This window comes from Gemmatimonadaceae bacterium (genome assembly GCA_036273715.1).
In the GTDB taxonomy this organism is placed as follows: Bacteria; Gemmatimonadota; Gemmatimonadetes; order Gemmatimonadales; family Gemmatimonadaceae; genus JADGGM01.
The window spans coordinates 64,952-88,780 of sequence record DASUHB010000072.1 but is presented as its reverse complement, the minus strand read 5'-3'; the positions used below and the strand labels follow the sequence as shown (position 1 = coordinate 88,780).

The window sequence follows — 23,829 nt, the reverse complement described above, 5'->3', positions numbered from 1 at the left end:
CGCGAGGTGTCGATCATGTAGATTCCGTGCACGCACATATACTCGCTCCACGACAGGCGGCCATGGAAGTGCAGATCTTCGGTACGCGCAAATGCGCGGACACCCGCAAGGCGCAGCGGTTCTTTTCCGAACGTCGTGTGCGTGCGCACTTCGTGGATCTCGCCGAACGCCCGGCATCGCGCGGGGAGCTCATGCGATTTGCCCAACGATTTGGTGTATCCGCGCTCCTGAACACAGAGTCGCGGCGGTACTCGGATCTCGGACTTCGTTCCGCCCGGCTGTCCGATGAGCGTTGGCTGGCTCTCCTGGTCGACGAGCCACTGGCGCTGCGCACTCCGCTCGTGCGCTGCCAGGGGCGGCTGACGGTCGGACTGGCGGAATCCGAGTGGGCGACGTGGGTGGCCGGTTCGTGACCGCACGCCGCGGCGGCAGGCCGTGACCCAACTGTCGATGTCCCAAGTGAGCATCACGTTCGGAGCAGAGTCGCTGCTGACGGACGTGACGTTCACGGTGGGCGCCGGCGAACGATGGGGCATCATCGGTCGCAACGGCAGCGGCAAGACGAGTCTCTTCCGGCTCATCATGGGCACGATGGCGCCGTCGGCGGGGACGGTGAGCCGGGCGAGCGGCCTGCGTCTGGCGTTGCTCGAGCAGCTGCGGGATTTCGGTAGTGCGCGCACGGTGTGGGACGCGGCGGCCGCACCCTTCTCGGCGCTGATCACCCTCGAGCGTTCGTTAGGCGAGCAGGCGGAGCGCATTGGCGCGCTCGGTGACCGGGTGACGCCGGACGACCTCGATGCGTATGCGCGGGATCTGGAGCGGTTCGAGCACGAGGGCGGATACACCTATTCGTCTCGCGTCGACGCAGTCCTTCACGGGTTGGGTTTCGATCCGGAGGGCGCGCGCGAGCAACTGGTCGAGACGTTGAGCGGCGGCGAACGCGGCCGCGTCGGACTGGCGCGCCAGCTCGTGACGCCAGCCGACGTGCTGCTGCTCGACGAGCCGACCAACCACTTGGATCTCGAGACGTCGGCGTGGCTCGAGGCATATCTTCGGGACGCGGGCGAGACCGTGCTGCTCATCAGCCACGATCGCGCCTTTCTCGATGGCGTCGTCGACCACGTCCTGCATCTCGAAGATGGACGCGCGTTCGCGTACACAGGGAGTTATCGCGCGTTCGTCCGCCAGCGCGATGAACGCCGTCTAACGCAGCAACGTGCGTACGCGCAGCAGCAGCGTGTGATCGCGGGAGAAGAGGACTACATTCGCCGGAACATTGCCGGCCAGAACAGCCGCCAGGCGAAAGGACGTCGCACGCGGCTCGAGCGCATGCCCAGACTCAGTGCGCCGCCGACCGAGGAAGACGTGATGGCGTTTCGCTTGTCGGCGGCGGAACGCGGCGGTGATCAAGTGCTGGTGGCGGATCATGTGTGCCTTGCGCAAGGCGGCCGCTCTCTGATCGATGATTTCAGCGCCACCGTGCGACGCGGCGATGTGATCGGGCTCGTCGGAGCGAACGGCGCGGGCAAGTCATCTCTGCTGCGCGCGAGCCTCGGCGAGCTGGAGCTCGAGGATGGAACGATTCGGTTAGGCGCGTCCATCGCGCCCGCCTACTATCGACAAGAGCTCAGCCAGGTCCCAGCCGGACGGTCGCTGCTCGACGTGATCGGGACACTCCGCCCCCTGTGGGGGCGCGGCGCGACGCTGAGTCATCTCGCGCGCTTCGGTTTCACGGGCGACACCGTGCAACGAAGCACGGACACGCTGTCGGGCGGGGAGCGGGCACGGCTCGCCCTGGCCATGCTCATGCTCGCGCATGCCAATCTCATCTTGCTCGACGAGCCCACGAACCATCTGGATGTCGAGTCGATCGAAACGCTCGAGGACGCGCTGTCCGCGTACGATGGCACCATCATCCTCGTGAGCCATGATCGCGCGCTGCTGCGCAGCCTTGCGACGCGCGTGTGGTCACTTCGCGACCAACGGATCGCGGACTTCGAGGGAGGTTTTGCCGACTGGGAGCAAGCGGTGGCGGAGCGCACACAGGAGTCGCACGCGGCGCGGGCTGAATCCAAGCGGCCGACACGCGAGCAACGGCTGGAGGCGGCGGCGCGGGAGCAGCGCCGCACGGACGGGCGCGCGAGCCGCGCCGCTCGACGGGCGCTCGACGCGGCGGAAGCAGACGTGATGCGGATTGACGCGCGCGTCGCTTCCCTCACCGCGCTGTTGGAGGACCCATCCCTCTACAAGTCGCCGTCCGGCGTCGATCGTGCTCGTGAGTTGAGCGCCGAGCTCGAAGCGGCAAAGCGCGAACTGGATGCCGCAATCGGACGATGGGAAGCGATGGCGAACAACAACTGAGACCGGCGGGCGTCAGAACTCGCCGATGAATCCGATTTCCGGCTCGAGGCGGTACCCGTGCTGTTCCTGCACGCGGCGTTGGGCAGTGGAGATGACGGCGCGAACGTCCGCCGCGGTCGCTCGGCCGAGGTTCACGATGATGTTGGCGTGGATCGTCGAGATCTGCGCGTCTCCGTGGCGAAAGCCTTTGAGCCCGCACTGATCGATGAGCCGGCCGGCGCCGACGCCTTCGATTTTCTTGAAAATCGACCCCGCGCTCGGAAACCAGTCGAGCCAGGGATGACGCGCACCGCGCCAACTCAGATTTTCTTCCATCACGCGGCGCATCGCCGCCGGATCGCCTTGCGTTAGGCGCAAGGTCGCGGTGAGCACGATGTCACGCCGGTGGTGGAAGACGGTGTCGTCGTACCCGAAGTCGACGTACGACGCATCGACCGTACGTCGCGCGCCGTCTTCCGCCAGAATGTCGCACGAATCGAACACCTCGGCGATGAACATCGTTCGGGCGCGCTCCGGCGCCGGCGAGAGAAAGTGCAGATTCTGCCACACCGCTCCGCCTAACGTGCTCGGGATCCCGACGTAGTGCTCGAGTCCCGACCAGCCGCGGCGCACGGCGTCCATGATCAAGTCGCGCATCACCGTTCCGCTCTCGGCGGTGACGCGGCCGTCGTCCGACCACCGCGAGTGCGAGGCCATGTTCCGGATGACCAGTCCGCGGAATCCCTTGTCGCCGACGAGGATGTTGGCGCCGAGGCCGAGTACGAACCACGGGAGACCGGTGTCGCGTGCCGCGCTCACCGCGCGCGCAAGCTCGTCGGCGCTCTGGACTTCGACAAACAGGTCGGCCGGTCCGCCGATGTTGAACGTCGTGTACGGCGCCAGCGCGACGCCGGTGCGAATGCGCTCTGGCGCGATGAACGACGCTAGGCGGGCGACGACGTCTGTGTGCGGCGAGGCAGCGGAGGTCATCCAAGATCAAGGAATCACGGTGAGCATCGGATCGCCAGTCGTGCCCGTCAGCGTCCGTGCGGCTGCGGGCGCATCGGGCGGCCGGCCGGCGTCGGCCGCTGGCCGAGCAGACGCTGCACGTCGGAGAGCGATCCGCCGGCCTCGCAGAGTGCACCGAGCGCGCGATACACCAGATCCGCGACTTCGGCGCTCGCAATGGCCACGTCCCGGCGGGCCGAATCAGCGATGGCATCGACTGCGTCGTCGCCTAACTCTCGCAGCCGGCGGCGCGGCGCCGCGCCAACGGTCCCGGTGCCCGCACGCTCGGCGAGCGCGCCGGTCTCGTCGTCCTCCGGGTGGGAGAAGCAGGAAGGCGCTCCCGTGTGGCATGCAGGGCCGGCCGGAACGACGCGCGCCAGCAACGCGTCGCCATCGCAGTCGCAGGCCAGCGAAACGATACGATGACCCGGGCCGCCGGCGTTCGACCGCCACCGGCCATCGAGCCGGATATGGCAGTGGAGGTCGCCTGTGGCCAGCGTCTCCGCGATCGAGTCGCGGTCGGCTCGTCCCACCATGAGCACGAGGCCGCTCGCTGCATCCTGCGCGACCACCGACACGAAGCCGTCATCCTGCGAAAAATTCAGCTGCGACAAGTCGAACATGGATCGCTCCGCGCGCACGGCGCGTGGTCGGTGTCTCGCCTAACGATTAGACGCGGCAGCCTCGAGCGCCGCGTCAGGCCTGCGGAAACTCTTCGGCTAACACGCGCGCATCGAGGCGGCTCGCGGACAATGCCCAACCGACGATCGTCGCCGACACGCCGCGCTCCTCCAGATCCCGCAGCTCCGACAGCGTCGTGATGCCTCCGGCCGCAATTACCGGATTCAACGACACGTCCGTCAGATCCTCCATCAGGAACAAGTCGCTCCCGCGTACGTGCCGATGGCGCTGCGCAACAGTCACGATCACGGCAGCGAGCGGCAACTCGTTCCAATCCTCGATCACGCTCAAGAAATCGCGCGCCATCACCGTTCGATCGCGCGTTACGACGTGTCGGTCGCGCACGAGGACACCCGGCGCAACCCGACCGGGAAACTGTGCCGCGGCATCCGCCAACCAGCGGCCGTCTTCGATCGCCTGGACGCCGATCACGACACGGTCGGCGCCCGCTTGCAGAAGACGATCGATCTCCTCCAACGTGCGGACATCGCCGCCGACCTGCACCGGAGCCTCGATGTTGGACAGCAGCGACGCGATGAGCCGCGCGTTGTCGCCGCGTCCCGAGGCTGCGTCGAGATCGGTGATGTGTATGCGGCTGAATCCGAGCCCCGCCCAAGACCGCGCGAGCGCGATCGCGTCTGCGGCATGCGCAGCGTCAACGTCGCGCGTGCCGTTTTCCGAACGCACGCTTGCGCCATCGCGGAGATTGAGCGCTGGAATGACGATCACCGAGGCTCCCGTTGGGCCATGTCGTGCGGCGTCAGATCGTTAGTCGATCAGTACCGCGCACGGGACGACACCGGGAAACTACGTGGCATGGACACCGTGCGCAGGCCGGGAATGTGCGTGCGGTGCAAAAAAAACGGCCCGACCCACTCGAAGTGGTCGGGCCGCATTACCACCGAGCAAGTCACGCGGTCAGCCGGCTTCCTGCGCGGCCACCTCGAAACAGCACTGCGGCCGCTCACCGTGGTCGCAACATTCGCGGACCGGCGAGCCGACCGCCTCACTCAGCAGCGCCTCGACAGAACCGCAAACCTCAGGATGGCTGCGTACGACGGTGCCGAGCGGACAACCGTGCCCGCGAATCCGGAGCATTCCGTCGTGTTCCTCGACGGACGTGGCGCCTCCTAGCTCATCGAGGATTGTCGCAGCGCGTTCGACACGGTCGCGATGCGAGCCCGACGGCCGGGCGTTCTCGGCTGCCAGTCGCTGGCCCACCGTGCGCATGATGCTATCGAGCTCCGCCGCACTCATCCGCTCCGACAGCACGTCGAGCAAGCGCGCAAACACAACCACGTAGGCGCGCGAAAGCAGCTGATTGGTTTCCTCGGTCACCCGATAGGTATTGGCCGGCTTTCCAACCGAGCCGCGCCTGGGCTCGTGCTGCTCGACGAGTCCATCGCGCTCGAGGGCTGCGAGATGAGCGCGGACGGCGTTATCGGTGAGATGGAGATCGCGAGCGATCTGATCGACCGTGAGCGCTGCCCGTCTCAGGAGCCCGACAATTCGCCCGCGGGTGCTGGCGTAAAACTTTCGGTTCCAACGAGTTACACTATTCATGTGGGCAGTCCTTGTCGCATCGGACAGGATAACAGATTGCACAACGAAATACAATATCTACACGATTTGATTGACAAATTGTCTTAACGCAGATCATCTTCCCCGCACGACATATCCCGGGGTGAGTGGGCTCCGGACCACAATCCAGCACGAAAGAGGAGGAATGTCATGCTGAAGATGGTATCCATTGCTGCGGTAGTGGGGCTCGCATCCGCGTTCGCCATGCCGGCCACGCATATGCTGAATCTCAATCCGAGTAAGATTGTGTCTTCGACGGCAAGCAAAGCGGCGCTCGACGACGCCACGATCGTCGCGATCTTCGACGAAGCGAACACGGCGGACATCGAAACGAGCGGCTTGGCCGCGAAGCGCGGCGCCAGCAAGGACGTTCGCGATCTGGGCAAGCAATTCGCACACGATCACACCGCCGTTCGTCAGCAGGGCCGTGATCTCGCGAAGAAGCTGGGTGTGACGCCGACGCCGCCAAAGCCCGATGAAGGGAAGGAAGCCGCCGAGGCGGCGCTCAAGGATCTCGAGTCGAAGCACGGCGCCGAATTCGACAAGGCGTATCTGGCCCATGAGGTCGCGTACCATCAGCAGGTCATTGACGCGATCAACAATACGCTTCTTCCCGCCATACAGAACGCCGACCTCAAAGCGTTCGTTCAGAAGGTCGTCCCGGCGTTCGAGGGGCATCTCGCGGCGGCCAAGAATCTGCAGCAGAAGCTGGGTCAGTAACGACAGGGCTCGCGGCTCGGCGACTTGAAGTGCGGTCCCGTTGCCGGTAATTCTGCGACCACACGTTCGAGAGTCTCCATCTCATGAGCAGCGAGCAGCAGCTGGCGGGACCCGATCTTACGTTAGGCATTTCCCTCGCCGCGCTCGTCGATGGCGTGATGCTTCTCGGTCACGCCAACGGCGAAGCGGTGCTGGTCGTACGGCGCGGCAATGACGTGTTGGCCATGGGTGCGGTGTGCACGCACTACAGCGGACCGTTAGCGGAAGGGCTGCTGGACGGCGACCACGTGCACTGTCCGTGGCATCACGCGTGCTTCAATCTGCGTACGGGTGAGGCGCTGGAAGCGCCGGCGCTCAATCCTGTTGCCTGTTGGCGGGTCGAGGTCCGGGGCGAGAAGGCGTACGTCACTGAAAAGGTCGAACGCGAACCGCTTGCGCCGACGCCGAACCCGTCGCGGCGCAGCGGAACCCGGCCGGGACACATTGGAATCATCGGCGGCGGCGCCGCGGGCAATGCGGCGGCCGAGATGTTGAGGCGCGAAGGTTATGACGGCGGCATTACGGTGATCGACGTCGATCGCGATTCGCCGTACGACCGGCCGAACCTCTCCAAGGATTACCTGGCAGGCAACGCCCCCGAAGAATGGATTCCACTGCGTCCGCCGGGATTCGACGAGGCGCATGGTATCGATGTCGTGCGCGGACGCGTCGCCTCGTTCGATGCGAAGGACAAGCGCGCAACGCTCGATGGCGGGGCCGAGCATCGCTTCGATCGAGTGCTGCTTGCGATGGGTGCGAGTCCGATTGCGCTCCGCGTACCTGGCGCCGAGTCTCCACGCCTGCACTACCTGCGTTCGCTCGCCGACAGCCGCCGCATCGTTGCGTCGTCAGCGTCTGCCAAGCGAGCGATCGTGATTGGCGCGAGCTTCATAGGCCTCGAGGTCGCGGCGTCGTTGCGTGCGCGTGGACTCGAGGTGCACGTCGTCGCGCCGGAGGCCGTGCCGTTCGAAAAGGTCCTCGGTGCCGAGTTAGGCAAATTCGTCAAGGCGCTGCACGAGGAGCACGGCGTCGTTTTTCATCTACAGCACACGGCCACCTCCGTCACCGCGGACGGCATCGTCTTGGACGACGGCACCACGCTTGGCGGCGACCTCATCGTCGCCGGCATCGGCGTTCGGCCTAACGTTGGGCTCGCGGAATCGGCCGGCTTGAGCATGGATCGCGGGGTGGCGGTCAACGAGCGCCTCGAGACGAGCGCAACCGGGGTGTTCGCAGCCGGCGACATCGCGCGCTGGCCCGACGCGTGGACGGGCGAGCACATCCGTGTCGAGCACTGGGTGGTCGCGGAGCGTCAGGGTCAGGCCGCCGCTCGCAACCTCTTGGGCGCCGGGGAACCTTTTCGGAGCCCGCCGTTTTTCTGGAGCGCCCACTACGACGTCACGATTGCCTACGTGGGCCACGCATCGGGTTGGGAGCGCATCGACGTGCACGGCTCCATTGAGAAGCGCGATTGCGCCGTCGCCTATCACAGCAAGGGGAAGACCTTGGCCGTTGCCAGCATTTTCCGAGACGATGTGAGCCTCGGAGCCGAGGTCGCGATGGCGCGGGGGGACGGTAAGGCGCTTCAGTCGCTGCTAGAGAAGAGGTAGGCGAGGAACAAAGAGACTCCAAGCTGACGAGATGTCGGCTTTCAAGTTTGTTCAAGGTTGAACGGTACGACCGCTTTCCCGTTTCTTCTTTTCACTCGCAGGCCCGGGGGATTTTATGCGCGCTTCGATAGTCATCGTTCTCGCCACGGTTGTTGCTGCCGGCTGTGGAGGTGGCGGTGGAGGCGGAGGTGTTGGACCGCAACAGACGTTCACGAGTGTCCAGGTCCAGCCCGATACGCAAACGATCTTCGGCGCGCCTGGTACGACGACGCAGTTGACTGCCGTTCCGCTCGATCAGGACGGTCATCAGATGGGCGGTCTGCCGGCCGCGACCTGGTCCTCGAGCGATACGACCATCGCGACGGTGAACGGCGGTGGTCTTGTAACCTCGGTTGCGCTTGGTGGCCCAGTGTCAATCTCCGCTTCGATCAGCTCGGGCGGAGTCACAAAGAATGGTTCGGGCAGCGTAACTGTCGCTGACATCCCGACGACAGCGAGTGTCACAGCGACGACGAGTCAGCAGTTCAATCCTTCGTCGGTCACCATCAAGGCTGGCGGGTCGGTGACCTGGGTGTTCCAGTCGTTGGCGCACACGGTCACGTTCAACACGCCTTTGCCTGCCGGAACGCCGCCTGACATCGGCACTGCAGGGAGCCCGGTTGCCAGTCAGTCGATCAGCCGGACATTCTCGACAGCCGGGACGTTCAATTACCACTGCTCAATCCACCAGGGGATGACCGGCGTCGTCATCGTCAAGTAAGTCGTACGTCGCGATGCGTTACGAACGGGAGCGCCGTATCGCGGCGCTCCCGTGTTTTGTTGTGGTGATGACTCCTTTACGCAGGTCGCGCGTGCACTAGTCGAGCGTGTGCGGTTTGCCTTTCGTACCTCATGTGAATAAGTTCACAATGCTTCGCGTCAGAGGACCGAAGCAATCCCAGCAACTCTTGCAATAGCTCGGCACTGGAGGCCTCAAGTAATGCGGTTCATCGGACAAGTAGCGCTGATCACTGGCGCATTCGTCCTTGGCGCGTGTGGCGGCGGCTCGAAGAACGCGGCATCGACCTCGGATAGCACGGCAGCGAGTGCGGCGCCGGCGAGTGAGAGCGCCGCGGCACCGGCCGCGACCCCGGCTGCAGGCGGCGCGTCGGCAACATCGGCGGCGGCTGCCCCGATCACCGGTAAGACGTGGGACGTGAAGATGATAGGTGACGACAAGGGCTATCGGTATGAGCCGGCGACCCTCACGATCAAGGAAGGCGACGGCATCAAGTTCACGATGGTGTCCGGCGGCCCGCACGACGTTGCGTTTGACTCGACCACGATCCCAAGCGGAGCGACGGCGCAGCTGATCGCGAACATGCCGAATCAAATGGCGCCCCTGCAGAGCAACTTCCTCATGAATCCCGGCGACACCGAGGTGATTTCGTTCGCCAAAGTGCCGAAGGGAACCTATCCGTTCCATTGCATGCCACACCTCGCACTGGGCATGAAGGGATCGGTCACGGTGCAGTAAGTCGACGTCCAGCCGAGACGTCACTGCAATGCGGGGGCGAGGGTGCCGGTCACTCTCGCCCCCGCATTAATTTGTCCCCTCGACTACCTGCCGTTTCACGCGCATCTCCGCCCCATTCTCATTCTCGGTCTCTCGCGTATGAAGCGAACCCTTGCCGGACTTGCCGTGGGCCTGGCTGCTGTTGCGTGCGCAAGCCAGCACGCACGAGTCCCCGCGGTCCAGCCTGCAGCGCAGGTGACGTCGCCTAACGACAGCCTCCGCCCGGCGCACCCGAGCGCGACGGCTGGCACGCAGCACTGGGACGGGTTTCTCCCGCTGGACCTCGATGCGAAGGGCGAGCGCGTACTGCTCGAGATTCCTCGCGACTCGACGCGCGCGCTCCTTTTCGTGTCGCTCGCGACGGGATTGGGCTCGAATCCGATCGGACTCGACCGGGGCGCCGACGTCGCTGCCTTCGTCGCACGATTCGATCGGGCCGGGAACCACGTGCTGCTGGTGCTCGAGAACTGGAACTATCGCAGTTCATCGCCTAACCAGGACAACGTGCGCAGCGTACACGAGTCGTTTCCGCCGAGCACCGTCGCCGCGCTGCCAATCGTCGACGAGCATTCGGGCGTCCTGATCGTGGATGCGACCCCGCTGGTGTTCCGCGATTGGGCGCACGTTGCGGAAACGCTCGATGCGAACAAGCAAGGCTCGTATGCGCTGGCCCGCGATCGATCGACCATCTTCGTGCCGTACACGAAAGCGTTTCCGGCAAACACGGAAATCGACGCCTCGCTGACGTTCGCGCTGACTAACGGAAAGGCGGGCGACATCGTCTCCGCGATCGTGCCGGATCCCTCGGCAATCACGTTGCGCCAGCACCTGTCGCTGCTCCCGCTTCCGGACAGCGCCTACGAGCCGCGGACGCTCGATCCTCGCGTCGGATATTTCGGCGTCACGTTCAAGGACTACGGCCAGCCCGTTCAGGGTTCTCTCGAGCAGCGGTGGATCGCGCGACACCGCTTGGAGCGCGTCACTCCATCGGACCCGAACAGCCCGATCAAGAATCCGATCGTGTACTACGTCGACCGCGGCATCCCCGAGCCAATCCGCACCGCGGTGAAACAAGGCGTGAGCTGGTGGGCGACGGCATTCGACGCGGCGGGTCTCAAGGGCGCCTTCCGCGTCGAGGATCTACCAGAAGGCGTCGATCCCATGGATGCACGCTACAACGTGGTGCAGTGGGAAAATCGCAACGAGCGCGGATGGTCCATTGGCGGTTCGCTCGGCGATCCGCGCACGGGAGAAATCATCAAGGGGATGGCGCGGCTCGATTCGCACCGCGAGCGCACTGACTACAATCTGTACGCGGGCCTCATGGGCGCCGCGTCATCTGCGGCCGACACGGCGTTCGTATTGGCCCGCGTGCGACAGAAGGCGGCGCACGAGGTCGGGCACACGTTAGGCCTGGCGCACAACTACATCGCATCGACGTACGAGCGGGGATCCGTCATGGATTATCCGCCGCCGCGCGTCCACATGGCGCCCGATGGACGCATCGATATCAGCCAGGCCTATGCCGCTGGTCCGGGCGCGTACGATGTGTGGGCGATCCATTGGGGCTACGGCATTTTCCCGCGCGCCAGCGAAGCGGACTCGCTTCGCGCAATCGTCACCGACGGACTGCGCAAAGGCTACTTGTTCCTTTCGGATGCCGATGCACGTCCGGACTTCGCCTCCGATCCGCGCACCAACTTGTGGGACGACCAGGCCTCTGCATCGAATTTTCTCCACGATCAGATGGCGGTTCGACGCGCCGCAATTGCCGGGTTCGGGTTGCGCAACATCCGACCCGATGAACCGGTCGCGCTGCTGCAAGAACGGTTCGCGCCCGTGTACTTCCTGCATCGCTTTGCGCTCAACTCGTTAGGCAAGACGATCGGCGGCATGGAGTACGCCAACGCGGTGAGTGGCGACGGACAGGCGGAGACGCAACCGATTCCCGCAACGCAGCAGCGAGCGGCCTTGCATCAATTGTTAGGCGCGCTCGCGCCGGCCGAGCTGGCGATCCCCGATACGGTCTTGACCTTGTTGGGACCGCGGCCGTTCTCGTACGAAGAGTCTCAGGAACTGTTCGGCAGTCGCACGCGCCCCGCGTTCGACGAGTTCGGTGCCGCGCGAACCCTGGCGCAAATGATCGTGAGCATTATTCTCGAACCCGAGCGCGCGGCCCGTGTAGTTCGATTCGCGACGTCGGAGTCGAGCCCGCTCACTCTCGAGGAAGTCATTGACTCCCTAACAGGAGCCACGTGGGGCGCGAGGAAGCCGCCGACGCCGAAGCTCGCGGCGCTGCAGCGCGTAGCGCAGCGTGCGGTCGCGGATCAGCTGCTCCTGCTGGCATCCGATCACGATGCCGCGCAAGAAGTGAGGGCAATCGCCGAGCTCGAGATCACGAATCTTCGCGCAACGGCCGAACGTCGCGAGCGCGCCGCCGATTCGTTTGCCGAGCGTGCGCACTGGGCCTCGATCGCCGCAGACTACCGTCGCTGGATCGACCGCCGCGAGCTGCCCACCCCAACCAAGGCTCTCGTTGCGCCCCCTGGTGACCCGTTCGGCGAGCCGTAGCGACTGCTGACGACGGGCGCCACGTGGGCGTCCTTGAAAGAGTCGACGGCCTACGTGGGAGCAATGTCCGAGTCAGGCAGCGTGGAGGAGACGAGAGAAAATCTGGTGACGGAGGCGACGAGTGCCGAAGCAGAGCACACGCAGCCTCTCGTTGCACCGGCGTTGCTCAGGTCAACTCCGCACGCACCAGGCTGGATTCGGCGTCGCGCACGGAACGTCTATCGACGGCCGCTCCTCGTGAGCGCCGTCGGACTGATTGTGTTCGTTGTCGTGCTGCTGGCGGCGGTTATCGCACCGTTACAGGAGCGAAGCGCCATGCGAGCGAGCCTTCCGCTCGTGCGTCCGCGTCCGGACACGATTGAAATCCTGAAGCACATCGCGATGGCTGGGTCCGTCGCACATCGATCGGATTCGACGCTCGCCGCTACCCGGCTCTTGAACGCACGTCCGGAGAGCGTCACTGACACGGCGCGCGGCACCTCGACATCTTCGACGTCTGTACTCGATACAGCAGCTCTCGCCCGGACACATGACTCGGCGGTTGCCGCGTTCACGTCGGCGCGCCGATGGCTGGCGCAGGCGCGCGACGTGGATCGCGACATGGATTCGGCCGATGCGCGGGCGAAATCCGTCGACGCCTTCGGTGCATCCGTTCCGGCCATGCTTGCAGGAGCGGCGGCACTCGGCGGCGTCATCGGATTCGCGTTTGCGCTGGCGCTCGAGCTGCGCGAGCCGCGCGTTGCCGACGGTGACGAAGCCGAGTCGATCGCCGGCGTGCCGGTGTTGGCGTCGATCGGCGAAGCGCCGGCGGCGCCAGCTCGTCGTCGGCGCGCGGACCTGGAGACACCTCCGTTAGTCGACCTCACGTCGGATGCCTATCGGCTGCTGTACGCGCAACTCGCCGACCAGTCGGACAACTTGCCGCTGCTGTCGATCGTGGGAGAGCACGCGGTCACGACTGCCGTCGTCGCCGCGAACCTTGGCGCGGTTGCAGCTCGACAGGTGCGCGATGTGTTGCTTATCGACACCGACGTCGAGCGGCAATCCCTGTCATCGGTAACGCGTCTGCCCGGTACGCCGGGCCTGGTCGACGTCCTTGCCGGCCGACATGATTGGGCCGCGGTAGTGCGAAGCGTGACTGTCGGTCGCGATCGAACGCTCGATGTGCTGCCAAGCGGTGCGTTCGGTGTTCACGAAGCGCTGGACTCGATGATTGCAGATGTGTCTGAACTATTGGAGCACGTTGGACGCCGCTACGACTGCGTGCTGCTGAGCGCACCGATGTCGCGAGCGGGCGAGCTGGGTTTGGCGGCGACGGTGGCCACGCCGGTAGTGGTGGTGCGCGTCGCACGCACACCGGTGAGCTCACTCGGCCGACTAACGGGATTGATTCGGGACCGCGGGGCGCATAGCCGAGGGATCTTAATGTGGAATCGCGGCGAACCGATCCCAGCAGCCGCGCGGCCGGACGATCGCAACTCTTGAAAAATTCACTGGTTGGGCGAATACTGTAGCGGCGCCGGCGCTTGGTTAGCGGCCTGTGACTCACGCTAGGTTAGACTCGTCTAATGTTACAAGCAGGGCGAAGCTGGCTGGCGTTCCGAGCACGCTTCGTCAACGGAGTCAAACCTTTGCTTCTGCGACAGAGTGCTCTGCGCAGAGGCTTCCAATGAAAAGAGCGCCGCTGATGGCGCTCGGGGGAAGACGATGTCTCGGCGCCTTGGTTTCCATTCTTCGGCAATTCGCGCTGCGGGCGTGATGGCTGCGCTGGCGGCTGTTGTTGGTTGTAGTGATCGGTCGGCTGGAGTTACGGGCACGGGCGTGATGCAACCGCAGACTCCGCCGATGCTGCCCTCGCAGAGCCTTGGCATGGTGCAGGTTACGGTGGACGACGCCGGGAACGTCACCACGGTGCCGCTGCAGGGAGCGTCGAGCGATTTGGCGCCCGGAATCGACGGCTCGATTTACGGCTCGCAAGACGTGAACGTGCACGTTTATGCGAAAGCTGCGACGTCGGTTATCAAGGGCAGCACCAAGACCTGGACCATGAACTTCGGTCTGCGTAATCTGCTGGCGTTTCCGATCGGCAGCAATCAAGGCGGATCGACGCCGAGCGACACGACCGGCATCTTCCTGGCGCTGATCAGTGGTCCCACCGTTAGCAAGACGTCGAGCCATTGCCCGGGCAGCTGCGCAGTTTCGACCGTCGGCTACGACGGCACGGGCACGTTTACCGCGCCTAACCAGCGATATCTCTATTGGCGCGAGCGGCTGGCTGTGAAGCAGGCAGTGCCGGGCGCCGACACCGTCAGCGTTCGTCGCCCGTTCACGTGGACGTCGCCGACGCAAGTAACGGCCATGACGTTCGTGTTGATTGTCGGTGCGGACTGGCCGGCTCCTGCGCAGCAGAATTGGAGCGTGTTCTACAATGCTCCGACTGACTCGGCGCCGGATCAGCATGCGAAACCGATCTGGCGGACGGGCAACATGTCGGCGTTCGGCGCCGCCACGGAGGCGTGGTCCAAATCGCAGGGAGTTGATTCGCTCGAGCCGCAGAATGCCAAGGACTACTACTTGTTCCGCCGCGACTCGCTCGCGGCCGCAACGCCGGCGTATTTCGAGGCGCACGTGAAGGTGAGTAGTGGGCAGACCAAGCCGGAAACGGTGTTTGGATTCCTTGATGGTACCAGGATGGCGGCCATCGGAATGACCAATGCCCGGATCGGTTTTGTGAAGTACGCCTTCTTGGCGCCGGGGTTTTTCGGTCACGGACTGCCGCAAGCGAATTTCGTGGACAGCTTGTCGAACGATGCGACCGCCAGCCACACCTATCGTTTGCGCAAGTTCGGAACCGATAGCGTAACTCTCGAAATCGACGGTACGCGGCGCCTTCGCCTGACGTACAGTCAATTGCCTTCGGTGGCGCAGGACTCGGTGGCGTCGTTCACCACGGGACCTGCCGAGTTCTTCGGCGACGGCAGCATTTCAGGCAACCACAACTCGGCTTGGAGCGTCATCACATACGGAATCGGCGTATCTCAGCCGTAATGCTGCTGTGATCGGGGCGTTGATTTCGGAAGCCACCGGGCGATACTTGAGTACAAGCGCCCGGTGGAGTGTCGAGACCCACTGATTTGGACACGGTCAATTCTTCGGTTTGCGAGAGACCATGACACTGCCTGCACACGCATCGCTGGAGTCGACGCCGAGTAGCAGACGGCCGTGGGCAGCGCCGCAACTGACGGCGCACGCATCCATGAGTGTGCTAACGCAGAGCGTGTTGGGCGTGTCGGATGTGATGCTGCTGTTGCAGGGTATCGGCGGCTCGACGGGCGGCGTCGGCGGCGGCGGCGTAGGTCCCTCAGGTACCAGCGCCGGTCAGCCAGTGACGGCGCAGGGCGGCGCCTCCGGTCCGCCGCGACACTGATCGCTACGCACTGAGCTCCAATGGCGGCGATGGAATTTGCGGGCGGGGGCGCACCACAGGTGGGCGCCCCCGTTCGTGCATCCGGTGATGGCCGGGAGACGCACTGGCGTTGCGGCCTCGTCGAGGGCACAACCGCCGGCGCTGCGTCCCGCCTGGTCGATGCCGAGTATCGCGCGGAGCTCCGGCTTGCCGGCGGCCGGCTGATGCGCGGTCCGGGCTACGCCGCCGCGCCTCGCCTAACCAGACAGCGGTTGGCCCGTGTCGGAGCAATGCTCAAGCTGCGGCAGCATGCTCGGTATCATCTGCACGCCGCGGGCGTCGTTGCGCCCGATGGTGCCGCGTGGCTGCTGATGGGAGAAACGGGCTCCGGGAAGTCGACGCTCGCGTACGCGCTCGCCCGCGGTGGATGGCGCGTGTTAGGCGAAGATGGTGTCGTCCTCGAGCACACGGCGAGCGGAATGATCGCGCACGGCTGGCGCGATCCACTGCGTGTGAGCATCGAGCTGGCAGAATGGTTTCCGGAGCTGCGACGACACGACCATCTCGTCGATTGGCAAGACGCACGGCATCGCGTGGACGTGGACGCCACTTTTGTTAAGCGCGCGGCAATTGCGGGCCTCATCGCCGTGGAGCGGAGCCCGCACGACTCGATGTCCCCGCTTTCGTCGACGCGCGCGCTCACGATGCTCGTGCGCCAGGCGACGTTTCTGATGCTGACCGATCATCATGCCGCGGCCCACCTCGAGACGCTGCGCGAGTTGGTGGAGGCGGTACCCTGCTTTACCCTGCGCCATACGCCTGCCCAACTGGCGTGCGTGCACAGCACCATCATGGCGGCGGCCCGGTGATGCGATATCGCATCGTGTCGGACGCGCTCTCTGCTTCCCTGAGCGACGGCGCAGTACTGCTGAATCTTTATACGAAGCGCTATTTCTCGCTCAACGAGACGGGGTCGCGAATCTGGTCGCTACTGCAACTGCAACCGACCGAGGAGGAAATCGTCCAAGCATTGGTACGGGAATACGATGTCGAGGTGCCAGAAGCCACGCGAGCGGTGCATCAGTTGCTCGACGACCTGGTTGCCGAGCGACTCGTTGAAGCGACATCTGCATGAGGTGCGCGGTGCGTCCAGCCAGCTGTGTAGCGATTGCATGCATCGCGATGCTCACTGCCTGCTCGAGCACGTCGACAGCCCCCGGCATTCACAGTGTGCCGACTTTCGTGTACGTGTCAGATGCGACAGGGCCGTCGCAACTCTTTCTGTTTCGCAGCGACAGCTCGATTCAGATCACCAACGACGGCGGCAACGACACGGATCCTCGGAGTGCCGCGGGCATGCTCGTCTTCACCTCCGATCGCGACGGAAATCGAGAGGTCTACATCTCCGATACCCTCGGCGCAACGCAGCATCGGGTGACGAACAGCGCGGCAAACGATTTCGAGCCGGCGCTGAGGCCTGCGGGCGATCTCATTGCGTTCACGAGCGATCGCAGCGGGCTGCCACGTATCTGGATCGTACCGGCGCCGGCGTTGTCGGACACCGGATTCTCGACAGCGACCGCGCTCGCCACCGGCACTGACGCAAGTGTGCCCGAGCAATCTCCGGTCTGGAGTCCCGACGGATCTCAATTGGCGTTCACCTCGACCCGAACCGGTACACCGCAGGTATTCGTGGTTCCCGCGGCGGGTGGTGCTGCAGCGCAAGTGAGCCACGAGGCGGGCGGCGCGTTTTCTCCCGTCTGGTCAGCGGATGGCAAGTCGATCATCTACCAGTCCGGAAGCGGCGTGCCCACGATTCAGCGCGTCGACATCAGTTCCGGTGCGACGACGCAGCTGGCCAGCGACTCGCTCGGCATCGGCGAGCCGACGTGCAATGCGAAGTTGTGCCTTGGCGTTACCAACCCATCCGATACGTCGGGCGCGATCGTCTCCTTCACGATGTCGTCCACGAAAACGACGGTGGTGCTCAGCCGTACCGCCAACGAGCGACAGCCCGCGCTTCTCGTTGCTCCGTGACGCGCGCGGGGCATACATTGCACGGGTGAGCCGCGCACGACGACTTTTCGAACGACGCACCTGACGTGTGGTCGCCGGATCTGTTGGTCGTGGAACGGCTTCACGTGTTGCAGCTCCTCATCTGGGGCGCATCGAGTTTCCTGCTCGGTGCGGGAGTGATCGTGGCGCTGCGCGTGCAACGGGCGCGCGCCCCGCTTGCGGTCTGGTTCGCCGGCACGATGGCGGTGTGGGGAGTGGCGGAGTGTGGGTTTGCGTTGGTGCGGCTGCGCGGCCTTGCGGAGCGCGACTTCGCGAGCGCGCTGCGCCTCACGGCGCAGGTCCGGCTGGCGACGATCGGCGACGCATGGCTCGTGGCTGTGGCGGCCGTGGTGATCTGGGTGGGGGTCGCGCTGGTGAAGCGGCTGGATCTCACCGGTATCGGCATGGCGCTCGTTGCTCACGGGGGCGTGCTGTTCGTGCTCGACCGTCTCTTCCTGGCTCGCCTCGCGACTGGCGCCTAACGCAAACCGGCAGGATGGCTTTCGATGGCTGAAGCGATTCTCGACCTGCGCGGTGCGCCGCGCGCGGCGGCGTACGCCCAAGTCGATGCGCATCTCGATGCGGTGCTCGAGGGCATTGCGGATCGCGTGGCCATCATGTCGACGATGTCGGCCGTGCTGCATCACGCGTTCGGCTTCCTGTGGACCGGATTCTATCAGGTCGCCGTGCCGGGACGCCAGCTCGTCGTCGGTCCGTACCAGGGAACGCTCGGCTGCCTAACGATAGAGTTCGGACGCGGCGTGTGCGGGCGCGCGGCCGAGACGGGCCGCACGATCGTCGTGCCCGACGTGCAGGAATTCCCCGACCACATCGTGTGCGATGCGCGCGCGCAGTCCGAAATCGTGGTGCCGGTATTCGGTCCCGGTATCGAATTGATCGCCGTGCTCGACATCGATTCGGAGACGAAAGACACCTTCGGCGATGAGGACGCGGCGGGACTCGAGATGCTGGTGCGGCGATTCGCCAGACTGAAGACGGGCTACTCGGATCGCATCAACCACGCGCTCGCGTTCGCGGCCAAGCACCACGATCAACAGGTGCGGCGCGGGACGCGTCTGCCGTACCTCACGGCCGCGCCTAACGTAGCTGTGATCCTGTCGCGCTATGGCCGCGATGACGACACCGTCGTGGCCGGCGTGCTCCGCGACGTCGTGCAGGACTACGTGCGCGACGGGGCGGCCGAGGACGTGCTGAACGCGCGCGTCGGCGAGAAGTTCGGGGCGGCCGTGCTCGGCGCGCTGTCGAATGTCGTCGAACGGCGAAACGACGATGAATACGTGGAGCTGTCGTCGGATGAACGGCGGGCCGATCTCCTCGACCGGATCGGCGGAGCGGACGAGCGCGGGAAGTGGGTGATCGCGGCGGTGATGCTGCACGCCGCGGGCACGCTCCTGGCCGATCTGAGTCGGACGAGTTTTCCCGACGACGTCGTGTCGCAGGCGAACGCGCTGGCCGGGGGAGACGGCGCCCTTCCGTGGTTCCACAACGTCTACATTCGTCTCGTCCAGACCGGATTCGAGGCGCCGATCATGGACGAGCTCGGCGCGATGATCGCGACGTTAGGCAAGCGGAGTCCGCGCCTGCCCAGGGGCGCGCCGCCGCTCAGGTAGACGCCGCGACCGACGGTGGCTGTAACGCGGCGTCCTTCGGCGCCGGATACGTGCGCGCCACGTAGTCCTCGAGAATGGACAGGAATTCCGCAACGATGCGATCGCCTTTGAGCGTGACGGCGAGCTTTCCGTCCACGTACACCGGCGCCTTCGGCTCTTCGAACGTGCCGGGCAGCGAGATGCCGATGTTCGCGTGCTTCGACTCGCCCGGTCCGTTGACGACGCATCCCATGACGGCGACGCGCATTTCTTCGACGCCGGGATGCCGTGTGCGCCACACCGGCATCTGCTCGCGCAAATACGTCTGAATGTCCTCGGCCATGTGCTGAAAGAATGTGGACGTCGTGCGTCCGCACCCCGGGCACGCCGAAACCTGCGGCGTGAACGTGCGCAAGCCGAGGGACTGAAGGATTTGTTGGGCGATGAGCACCTCTTCGGTGCGGTCGCCGCCGGGACGCGGCGTGAGCGACACACGGATCGTGTCGCCGATACCTTCGCCCAACAGGATCGAAAGCGCGGCCGTGCTCACGACCGTGCCTTTCATGCCGAGGCCCGCTTCCGTAAGGCCAAGGTGCAGCGGATAGTCGCAGCGCCGGGCCAGCAGTCGATAGACATCGACGAGATCGCGCACGCCGGACACTTTCGCGGAGAGAATGATCCGGTCGTGGCCGAGCCCCGTCTCCTCGGCGAGCTGAGCAGAGCGCAGCGCGCTTTCGAGCATCGCGTCGATGTACACATCACGGGCATCGCGCGGCACGGCGCTCCGCGCGTTCTCATCCATGAGCGCTGTCAGGAGGTCCTGGTCGAGCGATCCCCAGTTGACGCCGATGCGGACGGGCTTGTCGTTCGCGACGGCGATCTGCACTATCGTACGGAAATTCTCGTCGCGTCGTTTGCCGCCCACATTTCCGGGGTTGATCCGATATTTGGCGAGCGAACGGGCGCAGGCCGGATAGCGATCGAGGAGCAGATGTCCGTTGTAGTGAAAGTCGCCAATGATCGGAGCCTGGACGCCGGCGTCTGCTACCCGGTGAACGATCTCCTCGACCGCGGCGGCTGCTTCCGGTGTGTTGACCGTGATGCGCACGAGCTCGGACCCGGCGCGCGCAAGCGCGATGACCTGTGCCGCGGTACTTTCGGCGTCCGCGGTGTCGGTGTTGGTCATGGACTGCACCACCACCGGATGGGAGCTTCCAACCGGGATGCCGCCCACTACCGTGGTGACGGTGTGCCGGCGAGTCGCGAAGGTCATGCGCGAAACCTAACGGGACCGATGTGCGAAAGGATGCGGCCGCCGCGGGCGACGCGGCCCCGGCTCCGACGCTGGAACTCTACTCTACTGGAGCTGCCACATGGTTGACGACATGGAACAACCGCCGAGGGCGTACAACACGGAAGACATGGCGGCACAGGACCCGGCACCGAAGAAGCGTCGCCGGCTCAAGTGGAAACGATACGTCGCCATGGTATTTCTGATTCCGATTTTGTTGTTCGTGCTGTACGGATGGTCGACGTTGACGTTTTCGTACGGACACGGCGAGCGATCGGGTTACGTGCAGAAGTTTGCGAAAGAGGGATGGGTGTGTAAGACGTGGGAGGGAGAGTTGGCCATGGCGAACCTGCCTGGGACCATGCCGCAGATTTTCCATTTTACGGTGCGCGACGCAGCCGTGGCGAAGCAGATCGAGCAGAACATGGGGAAGCGTGTCGCGCTCACGTTCGAGGAGCACCGCGGTGTGCCGACATCGTGTTTCGGCGACACCGAGTTTTACGTGACGTCGGCCAGCGTTGGCCAATGACTGACGGCCACGCGAAACGGGGGGCGCCGAACGGTGTCCTCCGTTTTTCATGCTCCTGGCGTGGGGCAGCGGCTATGCGAGCGCCAGCCGCGCGCCCACGATCTGCTCGCGTAGTGCGTTAGGCCCAGTGCCGCCTTCGACGTCGCGTCGTTCCACCGACGCCGCCGGGGAGAGCGCATCGAAGACATCGCCGGCGAACAGCGCATGCGCGGCGAGAAACGATTTGAGCGGCAGGCTGTGGAGCTCGACACCGCGCTCGTCGCTCTCGCGCACGAGTCGGCCGACGCTCGCGTGCGCCTCACGAAAGGTCGCGCCCTTGCGCACGAGATAGTCGGCGAGGTCGGTGGCCATCATGGCGCTCGACAGTGCGGCATGCATGCGATCGGCCCGGAACGTGATCTCGGCCAGTGCGCCGGCAACGGCCGGCAGTACGAGACGCATGGTGTCGACCGCATCGAAGAGTGCGTGTTTGTCGTCCTGCAGATCTTTGTTGTATCCGCTCGGCAGTCCTTTCAGCGTGGCGAGCAAGGCTGTGAGATCGCCGAGGACGCGGGCGCTCGAGCCGCGTGCGAGCTCGAGCGCATCCGGGTTGCGCTTCTGCGGCATCATGCTCGAGCCGGTGGTGAACGCGTCGCCGAATTGAACGAACGAGAATTCGGAGCTGCCGTAGAGTACGAGGTCTTCGGCGAGCCGCGAGAGATGTGTGCCGAGCAGCGCGATCGTGAACATCAGCTCGGCGACGAAATCGCGATCGCTCACGGCGTCGACGCTGTTCCGGCTCAAGCGGTCGAAGCCGAGGCTGCCCTGCAACAGGACGCGCGAAATCGGATAGGCGCATCCGGCGACGGCGCCTGCGCCTAACGGAAGACTCGCGGTGGCGCGGGCGGTCTGCGCCAGGCGGGTGCGATCGCGGTCGAGCGGCCAGAAGTGCGCCAGCATCCAGTGTGCGGCCGCAATCGGTTGGGCGCGCTGCATGTGCGTGTACGCGGGCATGAGCGTGCCGTCGCGCTCCAGCGATTCGGCGTGGCCGAGTATCACGCGCTGGAGCTCGCGGATGTGGACATCGAGCTCCGCGCATGCGTCCATCGTCCAGAGGCGCGTGGCGGTCGCGACCTGGTCGTTGCGGCTGCGACCGGTGTGGAGCTTCGAGGCGAGCTCGCCCACTTCCTCGTGCAACAGCCGGTCGATCATTGTATGCACGTCTTCATCGGATGCGACCGGCGTCGCGCCGGCGCGCAAGCGGGCCGCGACCGCGTCAAGGCCGCGCTCGAGGCGCTGGCTTTCCTGCACCGTTAGGACGCCGGCGCTCCACAGGGCGACTGCCCAGGCCTTGGACAGACGCACATCGAAGGGCCACAGGCGGAAGTCGACGCCGATGGAACGGTTGAGCGCGTCGAGGGCCGGTGCGGTGTCGCCGCCGAAGCGTCCGCCCCAGAGTTTGTGTGCGGTGGCGTCGGCGCCGACGAGCTTGAGCGACGTCACGCGATGGCGAGCGCTTCGGGCGCTCCCTCGGCGGCGGGTGCGTTGTCGATGGCGGCGTCGTCCAGCTCGCGGTCCTTGAGCGCTCGCACGCGCTGGGAGAGTCCGTAGAGTCGGATGAAGCCGGCGGCATCGCTCTGCTGGTAGACGTCGTCTTCGCCGAAGGTCACGAAGCGTTCGTCGTAGAGCGCGTGCTCGCTGGCGCGACCGGCAACGGTGACGGTGCCCTTGAACAGACGCAGCGTGATGCTGCCGGTGATGCGCTGCTGCGTGGTGTTCACGAATGCATCGTATGCTTCGCGCTCGGTGGTCCACCACCGGCCCTCGTATACGAGATCGGCATAGCGGGGTGCGATGACGTCTTTCGCGGCGAGTGTGCGGCGATCGAGCACGAGCTGCTCGAGCTCGGAGTGCGCGGTGTGGAGCAGGGTGCCGCCCGGAGTCTCATAGACGCCGCGTGACTTCATGCCCACGAGACGATCCTCGACCAGGTCGATGCGGCCGACGCCGTGGCGTCCGCCAATGGTGTTGAGCGTCTCGATAATGGCCACCGGCGACAGGGACTGGCCGTTGACCGACACGGGCGTGCCGGCCACGAAGCCGATGACGACGTCTTCGGGTACGTTAGGCGCGGATGCCGGATTGGCGGTGAGCAGGAACAAGTCGTCGGGCGGAACGGACGCCGGGTTTTCGAGCACGCCGCCTTCGTGGGACAGGTGCCAGAGGTTGCGGTCGCGCGAGTAGATCTTGTCGCGTGTTGCGGTGACCGGCACGTGGTGGGCTGCGGCGTAGGCGATGGCGTCCTCGCGGCTGCGGATATTCCATTCGCGCCACGGCGCGATGACGGGCAGGTCGGGCGCGAAGGCCGCATAGGTGAGCTCGAAGCGGACCTGGTCGTTGCCCTTGCCGGTGCATCCGTGGGCGAGGGCGTCGGCGTTCACAGCTCGCGCGACTTCCACTTGGCGCTTGGCGATGAGCGGGCGCGCCATGGACGTGCCGAGGAGGTATTTGCGTCCATAGACGGCGCCGGCGCGGAGTGTCGGCCACACGTATTCGGTGACGAATTCGTGTCGCAGGTCTTCCACGTAGCACTCGGCGGCGCCGGAGGCGATGGCTTTCTCGCGGACGCCGGAGAGCTCCTGGCCCTGTCCGATGTCGGCGGCGACGCAGACGACGCGTGCGCCGTAGTGCTCGCGCAGCCAGGGGACAATGATCGAGGTGTCGAGTCCACCCGAGTAAGCGAGGGCGATCGTGCGAATCATGACGGCTCCGGCGGTCAGGATAAATATGCTGTGGCTATGCATATTTACTCTCACGACCCGGGGGCGTCAAGGCATTTGATTGGCGCGATACA

The 23,829-nt window shown here is 65.1% G+C and carries 24 protein-coding genes; 16 read left to right on the top strand and 8 right to left on the bottom strand.

The window, feature by feature from the left end:
• Nucleotides 1-62 precede the first annotated feature (62 nt).
• Nucleotides 63-413, top strand: a complete 351-nt coding sequence (locus VFW04_17395; protein ID HEX5181111.1) for an arsenate reductase family protein — start codon at nucleotides 63-65, stop codon at nucleotides 411-413.
• A gap of 22 nt (nucleotides 414-435) precedes the next feature.
• Nucleotides 436-2,361 (top strand): ABC-F family ATP-binding cassette domain-containing protein, encoded by a 1,926-nt coding sequence (locus VFW04_17390; protein ID HEX5181110.1) that lies wholly within the window; start codon nucleotides 436-438, stop codon nucleotides 2,359-2,361.
• 12 nt (nucleotides 2,362-2,373) lie between these two features.
• Here the strand turns inward: VFW04_17390 and murB are convergent, their stop codons facing one another.
• The 4 genes from murB to VFW04_17370 all read right to left on the bottom strand — a co-directional run bounded on the left by murB (nucleotide 2,374) and on the right by VFW04_17370 (nucleotide 5,592).
• Nucleotides 2,374-3,330, bottom strand: a complete 957-nt coding sequence (gene murB / locus VFW04_17385; GenBank protein ID HEX5181109.1) for a UDP-N-acetylmuramate dehydrogenase — start codon at nucleotides 3,328-3,330, stop codon at nucleotides 2,374-2,376.
• 47 nt (nucleotides 3,331-3,377) lie between these two features.
• The gene (locus VFW04_17380; GenBank protein HEX5181108.1) at nucleotides 3,378-3,971 is read right to left on the bottom strand and encodes a phosphoribosyl-AMP cyclohydrolase; all 594 of its coding nucleotides are present in this window, start codon (nucleotides 3,969-3,971) and stop codon (nucleotides 3,378-3,380) included.
• A gap of 73 nt (nucleotides 3,972-4,044) precedes the next feature.
• The gene (locus VFW04_17375; protein HEX5181107.1) at nucleotides 4,045-4,758 is read right to left on the bottom strand and encodes a HisA/HisF-related TIM barrel protein; all 714 of its coding nucleotides are present in this window, start codon (nucleotides 4,756-4,758) and stop codon (nucleotides 4,045-4,047) included.
• 189 nt (nucleotides 4,759-4,947) lie between these two features.
• A complete protein-coding gene (locus VFW04_17370; GenBank protein HEX5181106.1) occupies nucleotides 4,948-5,592 on the bottom strand; it encodes an ArsR family transcriptional regulator in 645 nt (214 codons plus the stop codon).
• 168 nt (nucleotides 5,593-5,760) lie between these two features.
• On the opposite strand from VFW04_17370, the gene VFW04_17365 reads away from it, so the two are divergent.
• On the top strand, nucleotides 5,761-6,330 hold the full coding sequence (locus VFW04_17365) for a DUF4142 domain-containing protein (GenBank protein HEX5181105.1): 570 nt from the start codon (nucleotides 5,761-5,763) through the stop codon (nucleotides 6,328-6,330).
• 83 nt (nucleotides 6,331-6,413) lie between these two features.
• Nucleotides 6,414-7,979: an FAD-dependent oxidoreductase gene (locus tag VFW04_17360; protein ID HEX5181104.1), complete on the top strand. Its 1,566-nt coding sequence runs from the start codon at nucleotides 6,414-6,416 to the stop codon at nucleotides 7,977-7,979.
• A 91-nt stretch (nucleotides 7,980-8,070) separates the two neighbouring features.
• Here the strand turns inward: VFW04_17360 and VFW04_17355 are convergent, their stop codons facing one another.
• Nucleotides 8,071-8,286 carry a hypothetical protein gene (locus tag VFW04_17355; GenBank protein ID HEX5181103.1) on the bottom strand — a complete coding sequence of 72 codons (216 nt, stop codon included), beginning with the start codon at nucleotides 8,284-8,286 and terminating at the stop codon, nucleotides 8,071-8,073.
• Between VFW04_17355 and VFW04_17350 the strand changes: the two genes are divergently transcribed.
• From VFW04_17350 to VFW04_17300, 11 genes are all read left to right on the top strand, one after another.
• Nucleotides 8,224-8,739: a plastocyanin/azurin family copper-binding protein gene (locus VFW04_17350; protein HEX5181102.1), complete on the top strand. Its 516-nt coding sequence runs from the start codon at nucleotides 8,224-8,226 to the stop codon at nucleotides 8,737-8,739. The two genes, VFW04_17355 and VFW04_17350, sit on opposite strands and share 63 nt — an antisense overlap.
• 219 nt (nucleotides 8,740-8,958) lie before the next feature.
• Nucleotides 8,959-9,495 (top strand): plastocyanin/azurin family copper-binding protein, encoded by a 537-nt coding sequence (locus VFW04_17345; protein HEX5181101.1) that lies wholly within the window; start codon nucleotides 8,959-8,961, stop codon nucleotides 9,493-9,495.
• 138 nt (nucleotides 9,496-9,633) lie between these two features.
• Nucleotides 9,634-12,105, top strand: a complete 2,472-nt coding sequence (locus VFW04_17340) for a zinc-dependent metalloprotease (protein ID HEX5181100.1) — start codon at nucleotides 9,634-9,636, stop codon at nucleotides 12,103-12,105.
• 315 nt (nucleotides 12,106-12,420) lie between these two features.
• Nucleotides 12,421-13,590: a hypothetical protein gene (locus VFW04_17335; protein HEX5181099.1), complete on the top strand. Its 1,170-nt coding sequence runs from the start codon at nucleotides 12,421-12,423 to the stop codon at nucleotides 13,588-13,590.
• 273 nt (nucleotides 13,591-13,863) lie between these two features.
• The gene (locus VFW04_17330) at nucleotides 13,864-15,153 is read left to right on the top strand and encodes a hypothetical protein (GenBank protein HEX5181098.1); all 1,290 of its coding nucleotides are present in this window, start codon (nucleotides 13,864-13,866) and stop codon (nucleotides 15,151-15,153) included.
• A 121-nt stretch (nucleotides 15,154-15,274) separates the two neighbouring features.
• Entirely contained in the window at nucleotides 15,275-15,532 is a 258-nt protein-coding gene (locus VFW04_17325) for a hypothetical protein (GenBank protein ID HEX5181097.1), read from the top strand.
• Between the two features lie 20 nt (nucleotides 15,533-15,552).
• Nucleotides 15,553-16,380: a hypothetical protein gene (locus VFW04_17320; GenBank protein HEX5181096.1), complete on the top strand. Its 828-nt coding sequence runs from the start codon at nucleotides 15,553-15,555 to the stop codon at nucleotides 16,378-16,380.
• The gene (locus VFW04_17315; GenBank protein ID HEX5181095.1) at nucleotides 16,380-16,646 is read left to right on the top strand and encodes a PqqD family protein; all 267 of its coding nucleotides are present in this window, start codon (nucleotides 16,380-16,382) and stop codon (nucleotides 16,644-16,646) included. Before VFW04_17320 ends, VFW04_17315 begins: the two co-directional genes overlap by 1 nt.
• 95 nt (nucleotides 16,647-16,741) lie before the next feature.
• Nucleotides 16,742-17,548: a hypothetical protein gene (locus tag VFW04_17310; GenBank protein HEX5181094.1), complete on the top strand. Its 807-nt coding sequence runs from the start codon at nucleotides 16,742-16,744 to the stop codon at nucleotides 17,546-17,548.
• Nucleotides 17,549-17,613: 65 nt separating this feature from the next.
• Entirely contained in the window at nucleotides 17,614-18,048 is a 435-nt protein-coding gene (locus tag VFW04_17305) for a hypothetical protein (protein ID HEX5181093.1), read from the top strand.
• A 24-nt stretch (nucleotides 18,049-18,072) separates the two neighbouring features.
• Complete coding sequence (locus tag VFW04_17300) at nucleotides 18,073-19,197, top strand: GAF domain-containing protein (GenBank protein ID HEX5181092.1); 1,125 nt, start codon at nucleotides 18,073-18,075, stop codon at nucleotides 19,195-19,197.
• Here the strand turns inward: VFW04_17300 and ispG are convergent.
• On the bottom strand, nucleotides 19,190-20,449 hold the full coding sequence (gene ispG, locus VFW04_17295) for a flavodoxin-dependent (E)-4-hydroxy-3-methylbut-2-enyl-diphosphate synthase (protein ID HEX5181091.1): 1,260 nt from the start codon (nucleotides 20,447-20,449) through the stop codon (nucleotides 19,190-19,192). The two genes, VFW04_17300 and ispG, sit on opposite strands and share 8 nt — an antisense overlap.
• Nucleotides 20,450-20,549: 100 nt before the next feature.
• On the opposite strand from ispG, the gene VFW04_17290 reads away from it, so the two are divergent.
• A complete protein-coding gene (locus tag VFW04_17290) occupies nucleotides 20,550-20,996 on the top strand; it encodes a hypothetical protein (GenBank protein ID HEX5181090.1) in 447 nt (148 codons plus the stop codon).
• Nucleotides 20,997-21,068: 72 nt separating this feature from the next.
• Here the strand turns inward: VFW04_17290 and argH are convergent, their stop codons facing one another.
• Complete coding sequence (gene argH / locus VFW04_17285; protein HEX5181089.1) at nucleotides 21,069-22,478, bottom strand: argininosuccinate lyase; 1,410 nt, start codon at nucleotides 22,476-22,478, stop codon at nucleotides 21,069-21,071.
• Nucleotides 22,475-23,737 carry an argininosuccinate synthase gene (locus VFW04_17280; GenBank protein HEX5181088.1) on the bottom strand — a complete coding sequence of 421 codons (1,263 nt, stop codon included), beginning with the start codon at nucleotides 23,735-23,737 and terminating at the stop codon, nucleotides 22,475-22,477. The genes argH and VFW04_17280 overlap by 4 nt, the downstream gene beginning before the upstream one ends.
• Nucleotides 23,738-23,829 lie beyond the last annotated feature (92 nt).